19 protein-coding genes are annotated in these 20,329 nt (G+C 71.1%); 11 read left to right on the forward strand and 8 right to left on the reverse strand.

Annotated elements, in window-relative coordinates:
- Position 1: 1 nt before the first annotated feature.
- Together ABT001_RS08705 and ABT001_RS08710 are read right to left on the reverse strand one after the other, a co-directional pair.
- Positions 2 to 1,447 (reverse strand): glyceraldehyde-3-phosphate dehydrogenase, encoded by a 1,446-nt coding sequence (locus tag ABT001_RS08705; protein WP_351274363.1) that lies wholly within the window; start codon positions 1,445 to 1,447, stop codon positions 2 to 4.
- A 34-nt stretch (positions 1,448 to 1,481) separates the two neighbouring features.
- Positions 1,482 to 1,670, reverse strand: a complete 189-nt coding sequence (locus tag ABT001_RS08710; protein ID WP_351274366.1) for a hypothetical protein — start codon at positions 1,668 to 1,670, stop codon at positions 1,482 to 1,484.
- 35 nt (positions 1,671 to 1,705) lie between these two features.
- Between ABT001_RS08710 and ABT001_RS08715 the strand changes: the two genes are divergently transcribed.
- Together ABT001_RS08715 and ABT001_RS08720 are read left to right on the forward strand one after the other, a co-directional pair.
- Positions 1,706 to 1,828 (forward strand): recombinase-like helix-turn-helix domain-containing protein, encoded by a 123-nt coding sequence (locus ABT001_RS08715; RefSeq protein WP_502967443.1) that lies wholly within the window; start codon positions 1,706 to 1,708, stop codon positions 1,826 to 1,828.
- Positions 1,829 to 1,830: 2 nt separating this feature from the next.
- Positions 1,831 to 2,847 carry a Rieske 2Fe-2S domain-containing protein gene (locus ABT001_RS08720; protein ID WP_351274369.1) on the forward strand — a complete coding sequence of 339 codons (1,017 nt, stop codon included), beginning with the start codon at positions 1,831 to 1,833 and terminating at the stop codon, positions 2,845 to 2,847.
- Positions 2,848 to 2,856: 9 nt separating this feature from the next.
- Here the strand turns inward: ABT001_RS08720 and ABT001_RS08725 are convergent, their stop codons facing one another.
- A complete protein-coding gene (locus tag ABT001_RS08725; RefSeq protein ID WP_351274372.1) occupies positions 2,857 to 3,381 on the reverse strand; it encodes a MarR family winged helix-turn-helix transcriptional regulator in 525 nt (174 codons plus the stop codon).
- A gap of 38 nt (positions 3,382 to 3,419) precedes the next feature.
- Positions 3,420 to 4,367 (reverse strand): methionyl-tRNA formyltransferase, encoded by a 948-nt coding sequence (locus ABT001_RS08730; protein WP_351274374.1) that lies wholly within the window; start codon positions 4,365 to 4,367, stop codon positions 3,420 to 3,422.
- 245 nt (positions 4,368 to 4,612) lie between these two features.
- On the opposite strand from ABT001_RS08730, the gene ABT001_RS08735 reads away from it, so the two are divergent.
- Positions 4,613 to 5,968 carry a lysine N(6)-hydroxylase/L-ornithine N(5)-oxygenase family protein gene (locus tag ABT001_RS08735; protein WP_351274377.1) on the forward strand — a complete coding sequence of 452 codons (1,356 nt, stop codon included), beginning with the start codon at positions 4,613 to 4,615 and terminating at the stop codon, positions 5,966 to 5,968.
- A gap of 51 nt (positions 5,969 to 6,019) precedes the next feature.
- Here the strand turns inward: ABT001_RS08735 and ABT001_RS08740 are convergent, their stop codons facing one another.
- Entirely contained in the window at positions 6,020 to 7,690 is a 1,671-nt protein-coding gene (locus ABT001_RS08740; protein WP_351274380.1) for an FAD-dependent oxidoreductase, read from the reverse strand.
- A gap of 9 nt (positions 7,691 to 7,699) precedes the next feature.
- Positions 7,700 to 8,614, reverse strand: a complete 915-nt coding sequence (locus ABT001_RS08745; protein WP_351274383.1) for an AurF N-oxygenase family protein — start codon at positions 8,612 to 8,614, stop codon at positions 7,700 to 7,702.
- Between the two features lie 426 nt (positions 8,615 to 9,040).
- Between ABT001_RS08745 and ABT001_RS08750 the strand changes: the two genes are divergently transcribed.
- From ABT001_RS08750 to ABT001_RS08760, 3 genes are read left to right on the forward strand one after another with little or no spacing between them, the layout of a single operon-like run.
- Positions 9,041 to 10,381 (forward strand): extracellular solute-binding protein, encoded by a 1,341-nt coding sequence (locus tag ABT001_RS08750; protein ID WP_351274385.1) that lies wholly within the window; start codon positions 9,041 to 9,043, stop codon positions 10,379 to 10,381.
- On the forward strand, positions 10,378 to 11,340 hold the full coding sequence (locus tag ABT001_RS08755; protein WP_351274387.1) for a carbohydrate ABC transporter permease: 963 nt from the start codon (positions 10,378 to 10,380) through the stop codon (positions 11,338 to 11,340). Before ABT001_RS08750 ends, ABT001_RS08755 begins: the two co-directional genes overlap by 4 nt.
- Entirely contained in the window at positions 11,337 to 12,236 is a 900-nt protein-coding gene (locus ABT001_RS08760; protein WP_351274390.1) for a carbohydrate ABC transporter permease, read from the forward strand. Before ABT001_RS08755 ends, ABT001_RS08760 begins: the two co-directional genes overlap by 4 nt.
- Before the next feature lie 54 nt (positions 12,237 to 12,290).
- Here the strand turns inward: ABT001_RS08760 and ABT001_RS08765 are convergent, their stop codons facing one another.
- Complete coding sequence (locus ABT001_RS08765) at positions 12,291 to 13,169, reverse strand: UbiA family prenyltransferase (RefSeq protein ID WP_351274813.1); 879 nt, start codon at positions 13,167 to 13,169, stop codon at positions 12,291 to 12,293.
- A gap of 128 nt (positions 13,170 to 13,297) precedes the next feature.
- Between ABT001_RS08765 and ABT001_RS08770 the strand changes: the two genes are divergently transcribed.
- The 3 genes from ABT001_RS08770 to ABT001_RS08780 are packed head-to-tail and all read left to right on the forward strand — an operon-like array spanning position 13,298 to position 15,907.
- Positions 13,298 to 14,356 (forward strand): type III polyketide synthase, encoded by a 1,059-nt coding sequence (locus ABT001_RS08770; protein WP_351274814.1) that lies wholly within the window; start codon positions 13,298 to 13,300, stop codon positions 14,354 to 14,356.
- Positions 14,357 to 14,369: 13 nt separating this feature from the next.
- Complete coding sequence (locus tag ABT001_RS08775; protein ID WP_351274393.1) at positions 14,370 to 14,897, forward strand: isoprenylcysteine carboxyl methyltransferase family protein; 528 nt, start codon at positions 14,370 to 14,372, stop codon at positions 14,895 to 14,897.
- Entirely contained in the window at positions 14,894 to 15,907 is a 1,014-nt protein-coding gene (locus tag ABT001_RS08780) for an NAD(P)/FAD-dependent oxidoreductase (RefSeq protein WP_351274396.1), read from the forward strand. Before ABT001_RS08775 ends, ABT001_RS08780 begins: the two co-directional genes overlap by 4 nt.
- A gap of 57 nt (positions 15,908 to 15,964) precedes the next feature.
- Here ABT001_RS08780 and ABT001_RS08785 read toward each other — a convergent pair whose 3' ends face one another.
- Positions 15,965 to 16,426 carry a VOC family protein gene (locus tag ABT001_RS08785; protein WP_351274399.1) on the reverse strand — a complete coding sequence of 154 codons (462 nt, stop codon included), beginning with the start codon at positions 16,424 to 16,426 and terminating at the stop codon, positions 15,965 to 15,967.
- Positions 16,427 to 16,541: 115 nt separating this feature from the next.
- On the opposite strand from ABT001_RS08785, the gene ABT001_RS08790 reads away from it, so the two are divergent.
- Positions 16,542 to 17,666: a helix-turn-helix transcriptional regulator gene (locus ABT001_RS08790; RefSeq protein ID WP_502967444.1), complete on the forward strand. Its 1,125-nt coding sequence runs from the start codon at positions 16,542 to 16,544 to the stop codon at positions 17,664 to 17,666.
- Positions 17,624 to 20,326, forward strand: a complete 2,703-nt coding sequence (locus tag ABT001_RS08795; protein WP_351274402.1) for a SpoIIE family protein phosphatase — start codon at positions 17,624 to 17,626, stop codon at positions 20,324 to 20,326. The genes ABT001_RS08790 and ABT001_RS08795 overlap by 43 nt, the downstream gene beginning before the upstream one ends.
- Positions 20,327 to 20,329: the final 3 nt, after the last annotated feature.

Here is a 20,329-nt window from a genome sequence, read left to right on the forward strand (position 1 = left end):
ATCAGACCGCCGGAGCCGGGTAGGTCGGGTACTCGACGCCGGAGACGTGCTGGACGACCCGGACGACCTGTGAGGAGTAGCCGAACTCGTTGTCGTACCAGAGGTAGAGGATGGCGTTGTCGCCCTCGACCTTGGTGGCGCCCGCGTCGACGATCGAGGCGTGGCGCGAACCGATGAAGTCGCTCGAGACCGCGTCGGGGGCGGTGATGAAGTCGATCTGGCGCCTGAGCGGTGAGGTCAGTGACACGTTGCGGAGGTGGTCGAGGACTTCCTCCCTGCTGGTGCCGCGCCCGAGCTGCAGGTTGAGGATCGCGATGGAGACATCCGGCACCGGTACGCGGATGGAGCTTCCGGTGATCTTCGCCTGGAGGTCTGGCAGCGCCTTGGTGACGGCGGAGGCGGCGCCCGTCTCGGTGATGACCATGTTGAGCGGCGCCGAGCGTCCCCGGCGGTCCGAGTTGTGGTAATTGTCCAGCAGGTTCTGGTCGTTGGTGAACGAGTGGACGGTCTCCACGTGACCGCGCAGCACGCCGTACTCGTCCGCCATCGCCTTCAGCGGCGGGACGATCGCGTTGGTGGTGCAGGAGGCGCAGGAGATGATCTGCTCGTCCGGCTTGATCGTGTCGTGGTTGACGCCGTGCACGATGTTGGGGACGTCACCCTTGCCGGGGGCGGTCAGGACGACCTTCTCGATGCCGGGGCGGAGGTGCCTGGACAGGCCCTCGCGGTCGCGCCAGCGACCCGTGTTGTCGATGAGGATGGCGTCCTTGATGCCGTGCGCCGTGTAGTCCACCGACGTCGGGTCGTCGGAGTAGATCACCTGGATCTCGTTGCCGTTGGCGATGATCCTGCTGTTCGCCTCGTCGACGGTGATGGTGCCCTGGAACTGGCCGTGGATGGAGTCGCGGCGCAGCAGCGAGGCGCGCTTCACGAGGTCCTGGCCGGCGCCCTGGCGTACGACGATGGCGCGCAGCCGCAGTCCGTTGCCCGAGCCCGTCTTCTCGATGAGCAGGCGGGCCAGGAGGCGGCCGATGCGGCCGAAGCCGTAGAGGACCACGTCGCGCGCCTCGCGGCGCTCCGTCTTGTTGGCGCCCGTCGCCCCCGCCACGGCTTCGGCGGTGAAGTCGTCCACCGAGAGGCCGCGGTCGTCGGTCCGGTACGTCGCCGCGAGCATGCCGATGTCGATCTGTGCCGGACCCAGGTCGAGCGCGGTGAGGGCGTCCAGGAACGGCAGCGTCTCGGTGACCGAGAGCTCCTCGCCGGCGATCTGCCGGGCGAAACGGTGGGTCTTGAGGATGCTGACCACCGACTTGTTCACCAGGGAGCGGCTGTGGAGCAGGATCGTGACGTCCCGCTCCCGGTGCAGCTTCCCGATGATCGGGATCATCGACTCCGCGATCTCCTCGCGGGTCTTCCAATTGGTGAACGAGTCCTCGGTGGCAGTCACAAGTCCATCTTTCGAGCTAGGCGGTGCTCATATGTTAACCGTACTCGATTTTGATCATGCAATCGGTGCGGTGTCCCGAGACCGATCCACCGAGCGCCGCGGCGTCGAGGATCGAGATCTCCAGCTTGCGCAGCAGCCGTGCGAGCTGCCGGCGCACGGAGGGGGAGAGCCCTCCGAGCATCCGGTTCTCGTTGTCCAGGTGTTCGGCGAACGCCGTGTCCACCGTGGCCAGCCCCTTCTCCGTAGAGGAAGAACGTCGTGCACGAGGCGAACAGGGCGACCTGGACGCGTGGGCTCAACGCCCGCCAGGTCCACGCCGCCGACGGCAGCCCGTGGACCGAGGAATCCTTCCGCGCCGAGATGAACCGACTGGGAGCCTGACCATGACGCTGTCTTCCTCGGCCTCCGCCGACCACATCTACGCCACCGGTCTGCGCAACCAGTGGCACCCGGTCGTCCCTTCCCACTTCGTGGCCCCGGGCGCGATGCGCAAGGTGACCGCGCTCGGCGAGGAGTGGCTGCTGTTCCGGCGCTCCGACGGCGCCCTGTCCATGCTGGCCGACCGCTGCCCGCACCGCGGCGCCCCGCTGTCGCTCGGCAAGCACCTCGGGGACCGTGTCGCCTGCTGGTACCACGGCGTGGAGGTCGATCCCGACGGCACCGTCTCCGCCGTCCCCGGCCTGCCGGGCTGCAGCCTGGAGGGCAAGAAGCTGGTGACCTCGCTGCCGGTACGTGAGGTCGCGGGCGCGATCCTCGCCTACTTCGGTGACGAGGAGCACCCCGAGCCCGTCGAGCTGACCCTTCCGGAGCCGCTGACCGACCCCGGCGTGGACGCCTTCCTCTGTTACGCGGAGTGGGACGCGCCGTGGCGGTACGCGGTGGAGAACCTGCTCGACCCGATGCACGGCGCGTTCCTCCACCACGATTCACACACCATGTTCGACGGTGACACGACGGCCAAGTTCCGCATCCGGGAGACCGCGCGCGGCTACTTCTTCGAGAAGACCGACCAGCGTGGCGTCAACTTCGACTGGGTGGAACTCTGCCGGACCGGGGTGGACTGGGTCGACCTCTCCATCCCGTACCCGCCGTCGGCCGGCCCCGGGGGGCCGTTCGGTATCGTCGGCATGGTCCGTCCGGTGGACGAGAGGCGCAGCGGCGTCTTCTTCTGGCGCTACCGCCGCGTCGAGGGCTGGCAGCGCGCGTCGTGGCGCTTCCTGTACCGGACGCTGATCGAGCAGCGGCACTGGGACGTCCTCGAACAGGACCGCGTCATGCTGGAGGCCATGCCCGCCGATGCCGACCCGCGGGAGAATTTCTACCAGCACGACCTGGGCGTGGTGCGGCTGCGCCGGCTCTACCGCGCCGAGGCCGAGGCCCAGTCCACGTCGGGGGTCTGACAGGGGCGTTCATTCCCCGTGGACCGTGCCGGCCGGACCGTCGTCCGCCCGCTCCCGTTCGAGGTGGGCGTGGACGCGGCGCAGCAGGGAGGCGAACCGGTCACGCTCCGCCTGGGACAGCGGGGTGAGGAGACCGGCCTCGGCGGCGGACACGGCGGAGTCGAGCCGGGCCAGGGTCAGCCCGCCCGCGGGTGTCAGGGCGACCTCGATCCGGCGGCGGTCCAGGGGGTCGCGGGCGCATTCCACGTAGCCGGCCGTGTCCAGGTCGGTGACGGTCCTGGTCAGATCGCTCTGGTTCATGTCGAGTCGTGCCGCGAGGTCCCCCTTGGACAGGGGGCCTGCCTCGTCCAGCATGGCCAGGACGGTCAGGTGCCACATCCGTAGTCCGTGAGGACTCAGCGTGTCCGTGAGCGCGCGGCGTGCGGCCTTGCCCGTCGCGTACACGAGGTAGGCGTTGAGGCCCAGCACGCGCGACGGCGTCGCGCCCCCGGCCCGGGGGGCGCGATCCGTGACCGGGGGGCTCGGCTGTCGCATGGTTCTTCCTTGACGTGACGAGGCGGGAGACCGGAAGGTCAGGGCCGGCCGGTGAGGTAGCCGCCCATCGAGGTGAAGTACTCGGTGGCGGGCATCTCCTCGCCCTCCTCCGTACGCACCCGGGTGATGGCCAGGCCGCGGTTGCGGCCCGTCCTGGCGTCCGCCCCGGCGACGATCACCACACCGTCACCCTCGCGGTAGAAGATCCGGCCCGGGGTGCCGCCGTAGCGCCCTTCCGACACCACCGCCGTCACGATCTCCAGACGCTTGCCCCTGTGGTGGGTGAACGCGCTGGGGTAGGGGGCGGACTGGGCGCGCACGAGACGCTCCAGGTCCTCGGCCGGCCAGTTCCAGTCGACGCGGATGTCCTCCTCCGCCCGCTTGTGGAAGAAGGTGGCCAGGGACCGGTCCTGCGCGGTGAAGTCCGTACGCCCCGAGGCGATGAGCTCCAGGGCGTCCGTGACGACGGGGGCGATGAGGTCGACGGTCTTGTGGAACAGGTCCGTGGCCGTGTCGGCGGGACCGACCTCCACGGCGCGCTGCACCACGATGTCGCCGGCGTCGAGTTCGGCGTCCATCAGGTGCGCGGTCACGCCCACTTCGCGCTCCCCGTTGATCAGTGCCCAGATCAGCGGCGAGAAGCCCGCGTACTTCGGCAGCAGCGAATCGTGCACGTTCAGCGTGCCGTGCCGGGGGAGCCCGTAGATGTGCGGGGGAATCCACGTACGCCAGTTGTTGGCCACGATGATGTCCGGATCCACCTCCTTGAGGCGGGCGAGCAGCTCCTCGTCGTCGGGCCGGCTGCGGATGAGGACGGGCACGCCGTTCTCCTCGGCGAGGTCGGCGACCGAGTCGCTCCAGATCTTCTCGTAGGCGTGCTCACTCCTGGGGTGCGTCACCACCGTCACCACGTCATGGCCGGCGTCCAGGAGAGCCCGCAGGGTCCGGTGTCCCCACGTCTGATAGCCGAACATGACAACCCGCATGAATTTCTCCTCGGAACGACGATGGGTGATACTTAGTAAAGCAAGCCTAACCTAAGCGTGCAATCCCTATGGCGCAAGCGCGAGTTGACGTGCCCTCGCGCGAGAGCTGCCCGTTTTGCCCGGTCGACAGCGTGTCATGATGAGGTTAGCTTTACCTAAGTTGCTATGCGGCTGCCGCTCCGGCGGTATGCCCTGTTGCTGTCCCCACGTCCGCCAAGCGGCTGCCCCCGCACGATGGGAGTCCCATGTCACAGCCTTCACCCGACGACGCACCACTGGTTCATGACCTCATAGGGATCGGCTTCGGGCCGTCCAACGTGGCCATGGCCATCGCGCTCACCGAGCGCAACTCGCGCGTCGGCAGGCAGCAGGCCGTCACCGCTCACTTCTTCGAGAAGCAGCCGCGATTCGGCTGGCACCGAGGGATGCTGATCGACGACGCCACGATGCAGGTGTCCTTCCTCAAGGACCTGGTGACACTGCGGAACCCGTCGAGCGAGTACAGCTTCCTCTGCTACCTGCAGAGCCAGGGGCGCCTGATCGACTTCGTCAACGGCAAGAGCCTGTTCCCGCTGCGGGTCGAGTTCCACGACTACTTCGAATGGGCCGCCGCCAAGGTGGACGACATGGTGTCCTACGGGCACGAGGTCATCTCCGTCCGGCCCGTCGTGTGTGACGGTGTCGTGGAATACGTGGACGTGACCTCGCGATCGGGATCGGAGGTCGTGGTCCACCGGGCGCGCAACCTCGTCATCGGTACGGGCCTGCGGCCCCAGATGCCCGACGGCGTCAAGCGGACGGACCGGATCTGGCACACCTCCGATCTGCTGACAAGGGTGGACGGCCTGGACGAGGCGGGGGCCCCGACCCGCTTCGTCGTGGTCGGTGCCGGTCAGAGCGCCGCGGAGAACGTGGCGTACCTGCACCGGCGTTTCCCCGACGCCGAGGTCTGCGCGGTCTTCTCCCGCTACGGTTACAGCCCCGCCGACGACAGCGGTTTCGCCAACCGCATCTTCGACCCGGGCGCGGTCGACGAGTACTTCACCGCCCCGGACGAGACCAAGCGCAGGTTGATGGACTACCACGGCAACACCAACTACGCCGTGGTGGACATCGATCTGATCGACGACCTCTACCGCACGGCGTACCAGGAGAAGGTGCTCGGCAGGGAGCGGCTGCGGTTCCTCAACGTCTCCCGAGTGGTCGACGCCGTCGAGACGCCGGACACGGTCAGCACCACGGTCGAGTCGCTGGTCACGGGGGAGCGGACCACGCTGGACGCCGATGTGGTCGTCTATGCGACCGGCTACCGGCCGGCCGACTCCCTCGGCCTCCTCGGCGAGATCGGGGAGCACTGCCTGCTCGACGAGCAGGGGCGTGTCCGCGTCGAACGCGACTACCGCGTGGCGACCGATCCCGGCCTGCGGTGCGGCGTCTATCTCCAGGGCGGCACCGAGCACACCCACGGCATCACGTCGTCCCTGCTGTCGAACACCGCGATCAGGGTCGGCGAGATCCTCGACTCGATTGTGGAGCGCGGACCGAAGGACGCGTCCGGGCCGGCTCACGACGCCGTCGGCGAGGTCAGCACACCTCTCTGAGTGGCGCGGCCCGGCCCGCTGACGCCGCCGCCGGCGGGCCGGGTAGAGGGGTCAGCCGGGAATCCGTCGCCGGCCGCCCCTGGCCGCCGCCACCAGCTCGGGAAGGGTAGCCAGCTTGACCCGGGGGCGGCCGGCACGGCGCCCCAGGGCCAGTTCGGCACGCTCGATCTCCGCCAGGCCGCGGGCGTCCACGGTCTGCGGGTTCCGGCGCCGCACGAGCCGCTGGAACGCCTTGGCCCCGTGCTCCGGCGCGGGCAGCGTGCCGCCGACGGCGTCGTCCAGCAGCGTGCCGACGGTCTCGGCGGCGCAGGTCCGGTTGGCCCCGATGCCACCCGAGGGGCCGCGCTTGATCCACCCCACGACGTACGTCCCGGGCAGGCCCGCCACCCGGCCGCCCTCGTGCGGAACGGTGCCCGTCGCCTCGTCGAACGGCAGCCCGTCGACCGGTAGTCCGCGCCGGCCGACGGCCCGGAGCAGCAGCCCGGCCGGGATCTCCCGGCCGTCCGTGCTCCCCGCGCCGTCCGTGACCCGTACGGCGGCGAGGGCGCCGCCGGTGCCGTCGCCGATTGCCTCCACCGGCGCGGAGTGGAAGCGGAACACGATGCGGCGTCCCGTCGGCGGCGGGCAGGACCAGTCCACCGGTTCCCGGGCGACGCCCCGCAGCAGCGCGGCCCTGTCGCCCGGGCCCGCCGCGTCGATCGATGCCCCGGTCCGGGGGTCGTGGTCGTCGACGACCAACTCCACACCGGCCAGGTGTTTCAGCGCGAGCAGCTCGGACCGGGTGTACGCCGCGTCCTCGGGCCCCCGCCGCCCGAGCAGCACCACCTCGCGTACCGACCCGGCGCGCAGCGCCTCCAGAGCGTGGCCGGCGATGTCGCCGGTGGTCAGGTCGTCGGGGTCCGAGACCAGGATCCGTGCCGCGTCGAGGGCGACGTTGCCGTTGCCGACCACGACGACCCGCTCCGACGACACGTCCACGGCGTCCTGGGCGACCTCGGGGTGGGCGTTGTACCAGGAGACGAACGTCGTCGCGCAGATGCTGCCCGGCAGGTCCTCGCCGGGAATCCCCAGTCGGCGTCCGGCCGAGGCGCCGACGGCGTAGATCACCGCGTCATGATGCGCGGCGAGCTCCTCCGGAGTGATGTCCCGTCCCACCTCCAGACCGAGGTGCATGCGCACCCTCGGGTGGGTGTGGAACCTGGCGAAGGTGTCGCCGGCCTTCTTGGTCGAGAGGTGATCGGGCGCCACGCCGTAGCGGATGAGCCCGCCCGCGACGGGCAGCCGGTCGATCAGGGTCACCTCGGCGCCCGTGTGCAGCAGCAGATCCTCGGCGGCGTACATGCCCGCCGGTCCGGTGCCGACGACCGCGACCCGGATCGGCGCGAAGTCCGACGGAAGGCTGCGCCTGAAGGAGGGCTCACCCCACACGTGGAAGTTCGGCCCCTCCGGGGGTTCCTGCCCTGTTGCCCTGTCGGCGAAGTACGCCGCGTTGAGCGGACCGTACTCCTGCTGTCCGGCAGGGATGCGGTCGAGCGGGAAGATCGCCTCCACCGGGCAGGCGTCGGCGCAGGCACCGCAGTCGATACAGGACTTCGGATCGATGTACAGCATCTCGGTCCGGCCGAAGTCCGGTTCCTCCGGCGTCGGATGGATGCAGTTGACGGGGCACACCGAGACACAGGTGGCGTCGCTGCAGCATGTCTGGGTGATGGCGTAGGTCATGATGTCCGCTCAGATCAGGTGGGCACGCTTGTAGAACATCAGGGCGGGCCTGGTGAGCAGGCGGGCCGATGCCAGGAAGTCCATGAGGCCCGAACAGCTCGACCGCATCATCGACCTGTGGTGCTCATTGGCCTTCGCCTCACCGAGCGCACGCTTCCCGTCGAGTCCCGCGTTGGCGTAGACGTCCTTGTTCACCATGCTGGTGACGATGACGTACGAGGCGATCGCGATGACGAGCGCGTTGATCTGCCGTCGTACGGGACCCGCGCCGCTGAGGTGCTTGCGGGTCTCCGCGCGGGCGAACTTCATGTGCCGGGACTCCTCGACGACATGGATGTTGTTGATGGTGCGGACGAAGGGCACGACCCGTTCGTCCCGCATCCAGTCGCGCTGCATGACGTCGAGGACCTCCTCGGCGACGAGGATCGCCGCGTAGGCCGCCTCGCCGAACGCGAGCGTCTTGAAAGCGCGGCCGAGCTCCACCGCGAGCCGGTGGGGACGGTAGGGCGGGGCGCCCAGCTTCTGCGCACCGCGGGCGAACATGATCGAGTGCCGGCACTCCTCGGCTATCTCGGTCAGCGCCCACTGGACGTCCGCGCCCGTCGGGTCCTTCGCGTAGACGTCCCGCAGGATCATCTGCTGCAGGATCATCTCGAACCAGATGCCCGTGCTGGCCACCGAGGCGGCTTCCTGACGCGTCAGTTCCTTGCGCTGCTCCTCGGACAGCTCGCCCCAGTAGGCGGTGCCGTACAAGGTGCTCCACTCCGGGCTCGCACCGTGGAAGTCCTTGTCCAGAGGTGTGTCCCAGTCGACCTCCGTAGCCGGGTCGTACGCCAGTGTGGCGGCCGATTCGAGCAGGCGGCGGGTGAGGTGGTCCTCGGACGGACGGCCCTCCGCATCCGGTCGTGCAGTGCTGCTTGCCATGGTGCGGCTCCTCGGTTCGTCAGTGATGTCCTTGGTGCTGTCTCATGAGCTTTTCGGTGACGGGTCGTCATATGCCGTGCTGCCGACGTGAAATGCCGGAAGCGGAGGGCGGTGGACCGGCCCCGGACAGGCCGGACGGCCGTACGTCCCGCTTGTTAGACGGAAGGTATAGCAAGGATGCCGGGTGGGCCTACCCTCCGGTAGGAAATGTGAGCGCATCCTCGCGATATCTCCTCGGGTGCGACCATGTGTTCGCGATGTCGAACATCGTTCGCAATTTCAGCGCGAGTCATTGACGCCGCGTTTTCCCGCGCCTACGGTCCCGTCCGAAGTGACGGGCGCGCGTCGAGATATCGAACACGTCGCCTCTCCTTCACGCGTCCCCGCACCCCAGAGACGAGCCGAGACGAGACGAGACGAGCCGCCATGCAACCACCTCTCCTCAGTCGGCGCCGAGCCCTCGCGGGCGGTGCAGGAGCCCTGGCCGCCACCGGAGCCCTGGGCTCCCTGTCCGGATGCGCCGCGCCCGCGACCGCCGCGGGCCCGGGGCAGACCCTGCTGCGGTACTGGCACCTGTTCGGCGGCGGTGACGGCGTCAACATGCAGGGCATGCTGGACGACTTCCGGGCCGCGCACCCGGACATCGCTCTGGAGTCCTCGACCCTGCAATGGGGCGCCCCGTACTACACCAAGCTCGGCATGGCCGGCGCCGGCGGCAGGGCCCCCGAGATCGCCGCCCTGCACCTCGCCCGGCTCGCGGGTTTCGCCCCCGGCAGGCTCCTCGACCCGTTCGACCTCGGTCTGCTGGCCGAACACGGGGTGCGGGAGCGGGACTTCCCCCCGGAGATCTGGCGCCGTGGCCAGGTGGGCGGCAAGCAGTACGCCGTCCCGTTCGACACCCACCCCTTCGTCCTCTACTACCAGACCGAGATCTGCGAGAAGGCCGGACTCCTGTCCGGCGGCCGGCTCAAGCCGATCAGCGGTGCGGAGGAGTTCGCCGACGCGCTGCGCGCCGCGAAGAAGGCGACCGGGCGGCCGGGCCTGGTGACCGAGACGCTCGGACCCGACTGCATCACCCCCTGGCGCCTCTTCTCCAGCTTCTACGCGCAGACCGGCGGCGCGGTGCTCTCCGCCGACGGCAAGCGCCTCGCGCTCGACGACGCCAAGGCGCTGCGGGTGCTGGAGTACCTGGCCCGGCTCATCGAGGAGGGGCTGATGGTGCGCCGCGTCGACTACACCGGATCCGTCGGTGTCTTCAGCGGCGGGAAGACCGCCTTCCACCTCAACGGCGAATGGGAGATCTCCACCTTCAGGACCACCGGACTCCCGTTCTCCATGACCCGGATCCCCGCGCTGTTCGGGACCGCGGCCACCCAGGCCGACTGCCACGCCTTCGTCCTGCCGCACCAGAGCGACCGCGGCGGCGCCACGAACGAGGCGGCGCACACCCTCGCCGCGTGGATGCTGAAGAACTCCGTGGCCTGGGCCGAGGGCGGACACGTCCCCGCCTATCTGCCGGTGCTCGACGATCCTGCCTACCTCGCACTCAAGCCGCAGTCCGAGTACCGCTCCGTCATCGACGACGTGGCGCTCGACGAACCCGCGTGGTTCGCCGGCTCCGCCTCCCGGATGTGGATCGAGCTCGGCGCCGTCTTCTCCGGGGTCCTCACCGGGTCCAGGAGCCCACGCAGCGCCCTGGCCGAGGCGAAGTCCCGGCTGCGGACACTCCTCGACACCCGCAACCCCCTCCCGGGAGCCGCGTCATGACCTCCACCACCGCGGCGGCGCCGGCGCCCGTGGCGAAGCCCGACGGGGACGAGGCCGGGCGGCAGCCCCGAGGTGCGCGCGGGAAGTGGACCGAACACGGTCTGGTGTTCATCGCACCCTTCTTCCTCGTGTACGCCGCCTTCCTGATCTGGCCGCTGATATCCGGCCTTGGCATGAGCCTGACCAGCGATAGCATCACCGGCACCGGTGGTGAGTTCGTCGGCCTCGACAACTACGCGGAGGCGGTGCGCGACCCCGAGGTCTGGTCCTCGCTGTGGAACACCGTGTGGTTCACGGTCCTGTCCACCGTGCCCCTCGTCGTCGTCGGTTTCGTGCTGGCCCTCCTCGCCCACCAGCTCCAGGTGGTGCAGTGGCTGTGGCGGCTCAGCTGGTTCGCGCCCTTCCTGCTGCCGTCCGGCGTCGTCTGCCTGCTGTTCCTGCACATGATCCTGCCGTCCGACTTCGGTCTCGCCGACCAGCTGCTCGCCGCCGTCGGACTGACGCCGGAGATCGGCTGGCTGACCGACGAGCGGTACGCCATGCTCAGCGTCGTGGCCACCACCGTCTGGTGGACCGTCGGCTTCAACTTCCTGCTGTACCTCGCCGCCCTCCAGGCCATCCCGGCGCATCTGTACGAGGCCGCCGAACTGGACGGTGCCGGCGCGGGGAAGCGTCTCCTGCACATCACCGTGCCGATGCTCCGCCGCGCCACCGGAGTGATCGTGGTCCTCCAGGTGCTGGCCTCGCTGAAGATCTTCGACCAGGTCTACATCTTGACCGGCGGCGGCCCCGACGACTCCACCCGGCCGATCCTCCAGTACGTCTACCAGCAGGGCTTCACGGGCTACCGCATCGGCTACGCCTCGGCCGTCTCGTACATCTTCTTCGCCCTGATCCTGACCGTCTCCCTGGTGCAGCCGCTGCTGTCCCGGCGCCGAGCTGAGGAGGCCGCGAAGTGAGCGGTTCCACCACCGTCACCACCCCCGCCGCCCCACGGGCGGAGCGGTCCACCGACGCCGGAGGCCGCCGCCCGCGCTGGACGCGCGGCAGGATGGTCCTGCTGGTCATCGCCCTGTTCCTCACCGCGGCCTGGCTCCTGCCGCTCGCCTGGGCCGTCGCCACCTCCCTGAAACCGGAGGGCGAGACCGCGAAGACCCCGCTCTCCTGGATCGGCTCGCGCGTCACCTTCGACGCGTACAGCAAGGTCTGGGAGTCGGGCGATCTGATGGTCTGGCTGATGAACTCGGCGTACATCTCCGTCATGACCACCCTGCTGACCGTCGTGACGTGCGCGATGGCCGCGTACGGATTCACCCGCACCGACTTCCGCGGCCGGAAGCCGCTCTACGGGCTGGTGCTCGCCGGGATCATGGTGCCCCCGCAGGTGCTCATCGCCCCCCTGTTCCGCGAGATGGTCCAGCTCGGCCTGGTCGACACCTACTGGGGGGTGATCCTGCCCCAGGTCGCCGTGCCCGCCATGGTGTTCATCCTGGTGAAGTTCTTCGAAGGCGTACCCCGGGAACTGGAGGAGGCGGCCTTCGTCGACGGCGCCGGCCGCTGGCGGGTGTTCTGGACGATCGTCATCCCGCTGTCCCGGCCCGTGCTGGCGGCCGTCGCGATCTTCACCTTCATCTCCACCTGGAACAACTTCCTCTGGCCGTTCCTCGTGACCACAGACCCGGGCGGTATGACCCTGCCCGTCGGCCTCGTCAACGTCCAGTCGAGCTTCGGGGTGCGGTACGCCCAGATCATGGCCTCGCTGGTGATCGCCGGCATGCCGCTCCTGATCGTCTTCGCGTTCTTCCAGCGGCAGATCGTGCGCGGTATCGCGCACACCGGTCTCGCCGGTCAGTGACGGCACGGCCCCATCCGACGGTCCGCACGGACGGCACGGCGTCCGTACGGACCGTCAGGCGATCTCCGTGCCCCGCGCCAGCAGCAGCGCGACATCGGCGGCCGCCACCCCCACCGTCCCCGCGAGCGCCGCCTTGCGCCGGGTCCGCACCGGCCCCGGACCCGCGCACACCGCCGTCGCCACGACGGCGCAGAGGGCGACCCCGGAGAGGACGGCGACACCCCGCCCGACCGGTGCTCCCGAAGGTCCCAGGACCAGTACGGCGGTGGCCGCCACCAGCGGGACGGGCAGCAGGAGACGGGTACGGGCCGGGCCCAGCCGCTGGGGCAGCCCGCGGATGCCCGCCCGCAGATCCGCCTCGATGTCCGGCAGCACGTCACCCAGATGAGCCGCCACGCCGAGCAGCGCACCCGCCGCCACCGCCCACCACGCCGGCCACGGGCTCCCGGGCAGGCTCAGGGCGACCAGACACGGAAGGCACCCGAAGCCGACCGCGTACGGCAGCCAGGACAGCACCGTCTCCTTGAGCTTCAGGTTGTACGCCCACGCGGCCACGACCCCGGTCAGATGCGCCGCACCCGCCGCGGCGCCGCACGCGAGGGACAGCACCACGCACAGGAACAGCGCGGCCACCGCCGCGCCCCACACCACGCCCGGGTCCACCGCACCCCGGGCCACGGGCTTCCCCGGGCGCGCGGCCTCGGCGTCACGGCGGGCGTCGAACGCGTCGTTGCACCAGCCCACCGAGAGCTGCCCGGCCAGCACGGCCCCGGCGACCAGCGTCCGACGACCGCCGCCCGGACCGGAACTGACGGCCAGTGCGGCGGCGAGCGCGGTGACCGCCGCCACCGGCCCCGGATGGCAGGACCGCGCCAGGGCCGCCGACCGGCGGGGCGGACGTGGGGCGGGGGCGTGCGCCAGCGGCCGGTCCATGATGTCCACAGGGCGATCGTAGGGACACCAGCCCGTTCGGACACGGCAGCCGTGTGTCGCATGTGCACGGAATTGCCCCGCTCTGTGGGCAGGATGTGCATCATGACCTCTCGGAAGCGGTGGCCACGGTGACCCGGATCGCGGCGGTGCACGGAGTCCTGCCGCCACGCCGCCACTCCCAGCGGGCGGTCACCGACATGGTGGCGCGGACCTGCCTGCCCACCGGGGCCGACCGCCGCGTGCTGGACCGTATCCACGCGAGCGCGGGCGTGCGCACCCGGAACATGGTGCTGCCCCTGGAGCGCTACGGCGAACTGGACGGCTTCGGGGCGGCCAACGACGAGTTCATCCGCGCGGCCGTCGATCTCGGCGCCGAAGCGGTCCGCGGCGCCCTGCGCGAGGCCGGGCTGCGCCCCGCCGACGTGGACCTGCTGATGTTCACCTCGGTCACGGGGATCGCGGCACCCTCCGTCGACGCGCGCCTCGTCGGACGGCTCGGCCTGCGCCCCGACGTCAAGCGTCTCCCCGTCTTCGGACTGGGCTGCGTCGCCGGAGCCGCCGGGGTGGCCCGGCTCCACGACTACCTGCTCGGCCGGCCCGGGCAGGTGGCCGTGCTGCTCTCGGTCGAACTCTGTTCCCTGACCTTCCAGCGCGACGACTCCGGCCCCGCCAACTGGGTAGCCACCGCGCTGTTCGGCGACGGAGCCGCGGCCGTGGTCCTCGTCGGCGGCGAGCACGGGACAACGGCGCACGGCCCCGAGGTGGTGGACTCCCGCAGCCGCCTGTACCCGGACACCGGCCACGTCATGGGCTGGGACATCCGGGACTCCGGCTTCACCGTGGTGCTCGACCCGGCAGTCCCCGACGTCGTACGCCGCTACCTGGCCGAGGACGTCAGCGGATTTCTGGAACAGCACGGGCTGAAACCGAAGGACATCGCCCGCTGGGTGTGCCACCCCGGCGGGCCCAAGGTCCTGGAGGCCGTCACCGACGTCCTGGACCTTCCTGAGGGCGCGCTCGACATCACCCGGCGCTCGCTGGCCGAGGTCGGCAACCTTTCGTCGTCCTCGGTCCTGCACGTCCTGCGGGACACGATGGAGCAGCGGAGGCCCGAACCCGGCACGCCCGGTCTCCTGATGGCCATGGGGCCCGGCTTCTGCTGCGAACTGGTGCTGCTGCGCTGGTAGTCCGGAGGAACGCATGATCTGGTACACGGCCCTCGTCCTGGTCGTCGCCGCCGAACGCCTCGCCGAGCTCGCGGTGGCCCTGCGCAACGCCCGCTGGAGCCTGGCGCGGGGCGGCACGGAAGCAGGCCGTGGCCACTACCCGGTGATGGTGGCCCTGCACATCGCGCTGCTCACCGGATGCCTCGCCGAGACGTGGTCGGCCGGCCGGCCGTTCGTGCCCTGGCTCGGCTGGACCATGGTGGCGGTGGTGGCCGCCGCGCAGGTGCTGCGCTGGTGGTGCGTCCGCACCCTCGGCCGCCGCTGGAACACCCGGGTCATCGTCGTCCCCGGCCTGCCCCCGGTGACCGGCGGGCCCTACCGGTGGCTGCGCCACCCCAACTACCTCGCGGTCGCGGCGGAAGGGGCCGCCCTCCCGCTGGTCCACGGAGCCTGGCTGACCGCCGTCCTGTTCACCGGGTTCAACGCGGCGCTCATGGCCGTACGCATCCGGTGCGAGGACGGCGAGCTGGCCCGCCTCCCGGGCACGGAGGCACGCGCATGACCGACATCCTGGTGGCGGGGGGCGGACCGGCCGGCCTGGCGGCGGCGATCCGGGCCGCCCTGGCCGGCCTGGAGGCCGTCGTGGTGGACCCCCGCCCCGCACCCGTGGACAAGGCCTGCGGCGAAGGAATCATGCCCAGCGGGGTGGCAGCCCTGAGCGCGCTGGGCGTCACGCCGCCCGGCAGAGCGCTCCGGGGGATCCGCTACGTCGAGGGTTCCCGGCAGGCGGAGGCGGCCTTCCGGGGCGGCCCCGGGCTCGGCGCCCGGCGTACCGAGCTGCACGCCGCCCTGCACCGGCGGGCCCTGGAGCTCGGGGTGCGGGTCGTCGAGGGGCGCGTGGGAGAGGTGCGCCAGGGACCGGACGGCGTCACGGCGGCGGGACTGACGGCGCGCTGGCTGATCGCCGCCGACGGCCTGCACTCACCGGTGCGCCGCGCGCTCGGCCTGGAACGCCCCTGCTCCGCACCGCGCCGGTACGGGCTGCGCCGTCACTACCGGATCGCGCCCTGGACGGACTTCGTGGAGGTCCACTGGTCGCGCCGCGGCGAGGCGTACGTGACACCGGTGGGGGAGGGGCTGGTGGGTGTCGCCGTCCTCAGCCGCCTCCGGGGGTCCCACGCACAGCACCTCGCCGCCTTCCCCGGGCTGGCCCGCACACTCCGGGGCCTGGAGGCCGGGCCGGTACGCGGCGCGGGCCCCCTGCGCCGCACCGCGAGTACACCGCGCGCCGGGCGCGTCCTGCTGGCCGGTGACGCGGCGGGCTACGTCGACGCGCTCACCGGCGAGGGCATCGCCATGGCCGCGGCGACCGCGTCGGCGGCGGTGGACTGCCTCGTCGCGGGACGGCCCGAGGACTACCCCGCGAGATGGGCGCGGCTGACGCGGCGCCACCGGCTGCTCACCAGGGCACTGCTGGGCGCGGCGGGGCATCCGCTGACCGCCGGGCTGATCGTGCCCGCCGCACACCGGCTGTCCCCGCTCTTCGGCGCGGCGGTACGCGCCCTGCAGTAGCCGCGGGTGCCGGGGCCAGGACCCGCCGCGGCTCCGCGGCCACAGCCGGGCCGCGCCTCAGTCCAGACAGAACTCGTTGCCCTCCGGGTCGGTCATCACGAGGAAGCCTGCGCTCATCGGGGGAGCGGGCTCGTGGCGACGTACCCGCGTCGCCCCCAGCGCGACGAGCCGGTCGCACTCCGCCTCCAGAGCCGCCATCCGCTCCGCACCCTGAAGTCCGGGAGCCGCACGGACGTCGAGGTGCACGCGGTTCTTGGCCGTCTTGCCCTCCGGCACCTGCTGGAAGAACAGCCGTGGGCCGTGCCCGTCCGGGTCCTCGACGGCCGATCTCGTGTTGCGCTGCTCCTCCGGTACGCCGATCCGCGCGAGGAAGTCGTCCCACGCGGCCAGCGGGTCGGCGCCCTCGGGCAGGTCCACTCCTGGCGGGCCGGGGTGGACGTAGCCCAGTACGTCGCGCCAGAACGACGACAGCGCCCCGGGATCGTGGGCGTCGAAGGTGACCTGGATGTGGCGGCTCATCGGATCGCTCCGTACGTAGGAGGGTTGGTGTGCGGGCGGACGTTCGCGTCCGTGGAGCCACCGTGACATCCCTGGCGGACAGGTTCGGTCCGCCACGTCTGGCAGAGTGGGCGCCATGGGCGCGGCGAACGGTGACGAGCGGGGTACGACGGAGCGCGTACTCACCCTGCTCGGGCTGCTGCGACAGCGCCGGGCCTGGAGCGGCCCCGAGCTCGCCGAGCGGCTCCGGGTCACGCCGCGCACGGTACGGCGTGATGTCGAACGGCTGCGCACGCTCGGCTATCCGGTGCATGCAGGCCAGGGCGTCGGCGGCGGCTACCGACTCGGGCCGGGGCAGGACCTGCCGCCGCTGCTCCTCGACGACCAGGAGGCGATCGCCACCGCGGTATCGCTGCTGACCGGCGCGGGCGGCGCGGTCGTCGGCGTCGGCGACGCCGCACTCCGGGCGTTGACCAAGCTCGACCAGGTGCTGCCCACCCGGCTGCGGCACGAGGTGCGCACGCTCGCGGGCTCGGTGGAGTCCTTCCACGGAGGCCGGACCCCGGTCGACCCCGAGGTGCTCGTGACGCTGGCCGGGGCCTGCCACGACGAGGTCGAGGCCGGCTTCCACTACCGGTCCGGCGGCGCTGTGGCACGACGACGACGGGTCGAGCCCTACCGCCTGGTCGCCTCCGACCGGCGCTGGTACCTCCTCGCCTACGACCTCGATCGCGACGACTGGCGCAGCTTCCGCGTCGACCGGATGACCGACGTGTCCGCACGGACCTGGCGCTTCTCCCCGCGCGCGGCACCCGACGCCGCGACGTACGTGCAGGAGGGAGTGGCGAGCCGCGTCCACCCGCACCGGGCGCGCTTCCTCGTACACGCGTCGGCCGACACGGTGCGCGCGCAGATACCGGCGTCCGCGGCCGTCGTACGACAGTGCGGGAGCGATTCCTGCGAGGTGCTCAGCGGTGCCGCCGGCCTCGACGCGGTGCTGATGCACGTGCTCCTGCTGGGGCACGACTTCGAGGTACTCGACCCTCCGGAGCTCGGAACGCGCTGTCGCGTGCTGGCGCGGAAACTGCTGTCGGCCGGTGCGACGATCTCGCCCGTTCCGGACACGGAGAACACCGCAGCCGTGGCCCACGCCCCCGCCGGGGAGACTCCTGGACGGCGGGGCGGCGAGGAAGCAGGATGCCGTGTAGAAAGGGGAGCATGGCCGGACGCTACGGCCGCCCGCGTTCGATTCTCCGAATGAGAACCCTCGCTGGTCAGGTCTTTCTCCTGCAAGTGGCGATCGTGGTGCTGCTCGTCACCGCGTCCGTGGCCGCGCTCGTGCTGCAGTCCCGGGCCGACAGCGAACACGAGGCCCGTAATCGCTCGGTCGCCGTGGCCGAGGCGTTCGCGAACGCTCCCGGTACGGAAGCGGCGCTGCTTGGCCCCGATCCGACGGCCGTGCTCCAGCCGAAGGCCGAGGCGGCGCGGAAGGGCTCGGGGGTCGACTTCGTCGTCGTCATGAACCTCGATCTCGTCCGCTACACCCATCCGCTGCCCGACAGGATCGGCAAGACGTTCGTCGGCGACGCGGCCCCGGCCCTGAACGGCCGCGTCGTCACCGAGAGGATCGACGGGACCATCGGTCCGCTCGTCCAGGCCGTGGTCCCTGTGACCGGCGCGGACGGTGAGGTCGTGGGCCTGGTGTCCGCGGGGATCACCATCAGGAACGTCAGCGGGGCCGCCGAGGGCCAGTTCCCCCTGCTGTTCGGCTCGGCAGCGGGCATTCTGCTGCTCACCACGGCAGGCACCGGACTCGTCACCAGGCGGCTGAACCGTCAGACGCACGGGCTCGGCCCGACCGAGATGACCCGGATGTACGAGCACCACGATGCCGTTCTGCACGCCGTACGCGAAGGCGTGGTCATCGTGGACGGCCACCGTCGGCTGCTGTTGGCCAACGACGAGGCACGTCGGCTCCTCGGCCTTCCCCAGGACGTCGAGGGCGCACCGGTGGCCGGGCTCGGCCTCGACCCGGTGATCACCGACCTGCTCGAGTCCGGACGCAGCGCGACCGACGAGGTGCACTCCGTGGGTGCGCGGCTGCTGGCCGTCAGCCAGCGGGCCACCGACAGGAACGGCGGACCGCCCGGCAGCGTGACGACCCTGCGCGACACCACGGAGCTGCAGGCACTCACGGGCAGGGCCGCGGTGGCGCGCGGCCGGCTGAAGCTCCTCTACGACGCGGGAACGGAGATCGGCACCGCCCTGGATGTCGTACGGACGTGCGAGGAACTGGCGGACTTCGCCACGGCCAGGTTCGCCGACCACGCCACCGTCGATCTCGCCGCCGGCGTGCTGCGGGGCGAGGAGCCCACAGCCGCCCGCGCCACCACCGAGGGCATGCGCCGCTCGGCCTTCAGCGGTCCCCGCGACGACACGGGGCTCTACCCGCTGGGCTCGGTGATCCGCTTCAGGCCGACCACGGTCGTCGGTTCAGGGCTGCTCAGGGGCGAAGCCGTCCTCGACACCGACCTGACGCAGTGCTCCGGCTGGCAGCAGCAGGACCCGGAACGTGCCGAGCGCATCGTCCGGTCCGGATTCCACTCGATGATCGCCGTACCGATGAGGGCCAGGGGCGTCATCCTGGGTGTGGCCACGTTCTGGCGGTCCGGGAAGCCCGAGCCGTTCGAGGACGAGGACCTGTCCGTCGCGGAGGAGCTGGTCGCCCGCGCCGCGGTGAGCATCGACAACGCGCGCCGCTACGCGCGCGAGCACAACGTGGCGGTCACCCTGCAGCGCAGCCTGCTGCCACAAGGACTCCCCGACCAGAGCGCCATCGACGCCGCCTACCGTTACCTCCCCGCACAGGCCGGTCTCGGAGGGCTGGGCGGGGTCGGCGGCGACTGGTTCGACATCATCCCGCTGCCGGGCGCCCGGGTCGCGCTCGTGGTCGGCGACGTGGTCGGCCACGGGCTGCACGCCGCGGCCACCATGGGGCGCCTGCGCACGGCGGTCCACAACTTCTCCACCCTGGACCTGCCCCCCGACGAGCTGCTCTGGCACCTGGACGAACTGGTGACACGGATAGACCTGGACGAGTCGGCCGACGGCTCAGAGGGAGGCGGCGTCACCGGGGCCACCTGTCTCTACGCGATCTACGACCCGGTGTCGGGCCGCTGCACCATGGCGCGGGCCGGTCATCTGCAGCCGGTGATCGTCGGCCCCGAGGGCGACGCCGTGTTCGCGGATGTGCCCGGGGGCCCGCCGCTGGGGCTCGGCGGCATGCCCTTCGAGACCCTCGACGTGCATCTGGCGCAGGACAGCCGGCTGGTGCTCTACACGGACGGGCTCGTCGAGGACCGGCACCGTGACATCGACGAAGGGCTGGAGACGCTGCGCGCCACCCTGGCCGGACATCCCGACCGGACGCCGGAGGAGACGTGCGAGGCCGTCATCCGCGTCCTGGTACCCGCCAGGGCGCGGGACGACGTCGCGCTGCTCGTCGGCCGCACCCGCTGTCTCCCCGCCGAGAACGTGGCCGAATGGGACGTGCCCTCCGACCCCTCGGCGGTCGCCCGGGTCCGCTCCGACGTGTCCCGCAGGCTGGCCGAGTGGAATCTCGTCGAGGAGGCGTTCACGACCGAGCTGATCCTCAGTGAACTGGTCACCAACTCCATCCGCTACGCCGACGGACCCATCCGCGTGCGGCTGATCCATGACAGGACACTGATCTGCGAGGTGTCCGACCGCAGCAGCACCTCACCCCATCTGAGGCAGGCGGCCACCATGGACGAGGGCGGCAGGGGCCTGTTCCTCGTCGCCCAGCTGGCCGAACGCTGGGGCACCCGCTACACCGACGACGGAGGCAAGGTCATCTGGACGGAGCAACTGCTGCAGCCGGAGGGGCACGGCCCGGCGTGACGG

This window comes from Streptomyces sp. NPDC002793 (assembly GCF_040295485.1).
Taxonomy (GTDB): Bacteria; Actinomycetota; Actinomycetes; order Streptomycetales; family Streptomycetaceae; genus Streptomyces.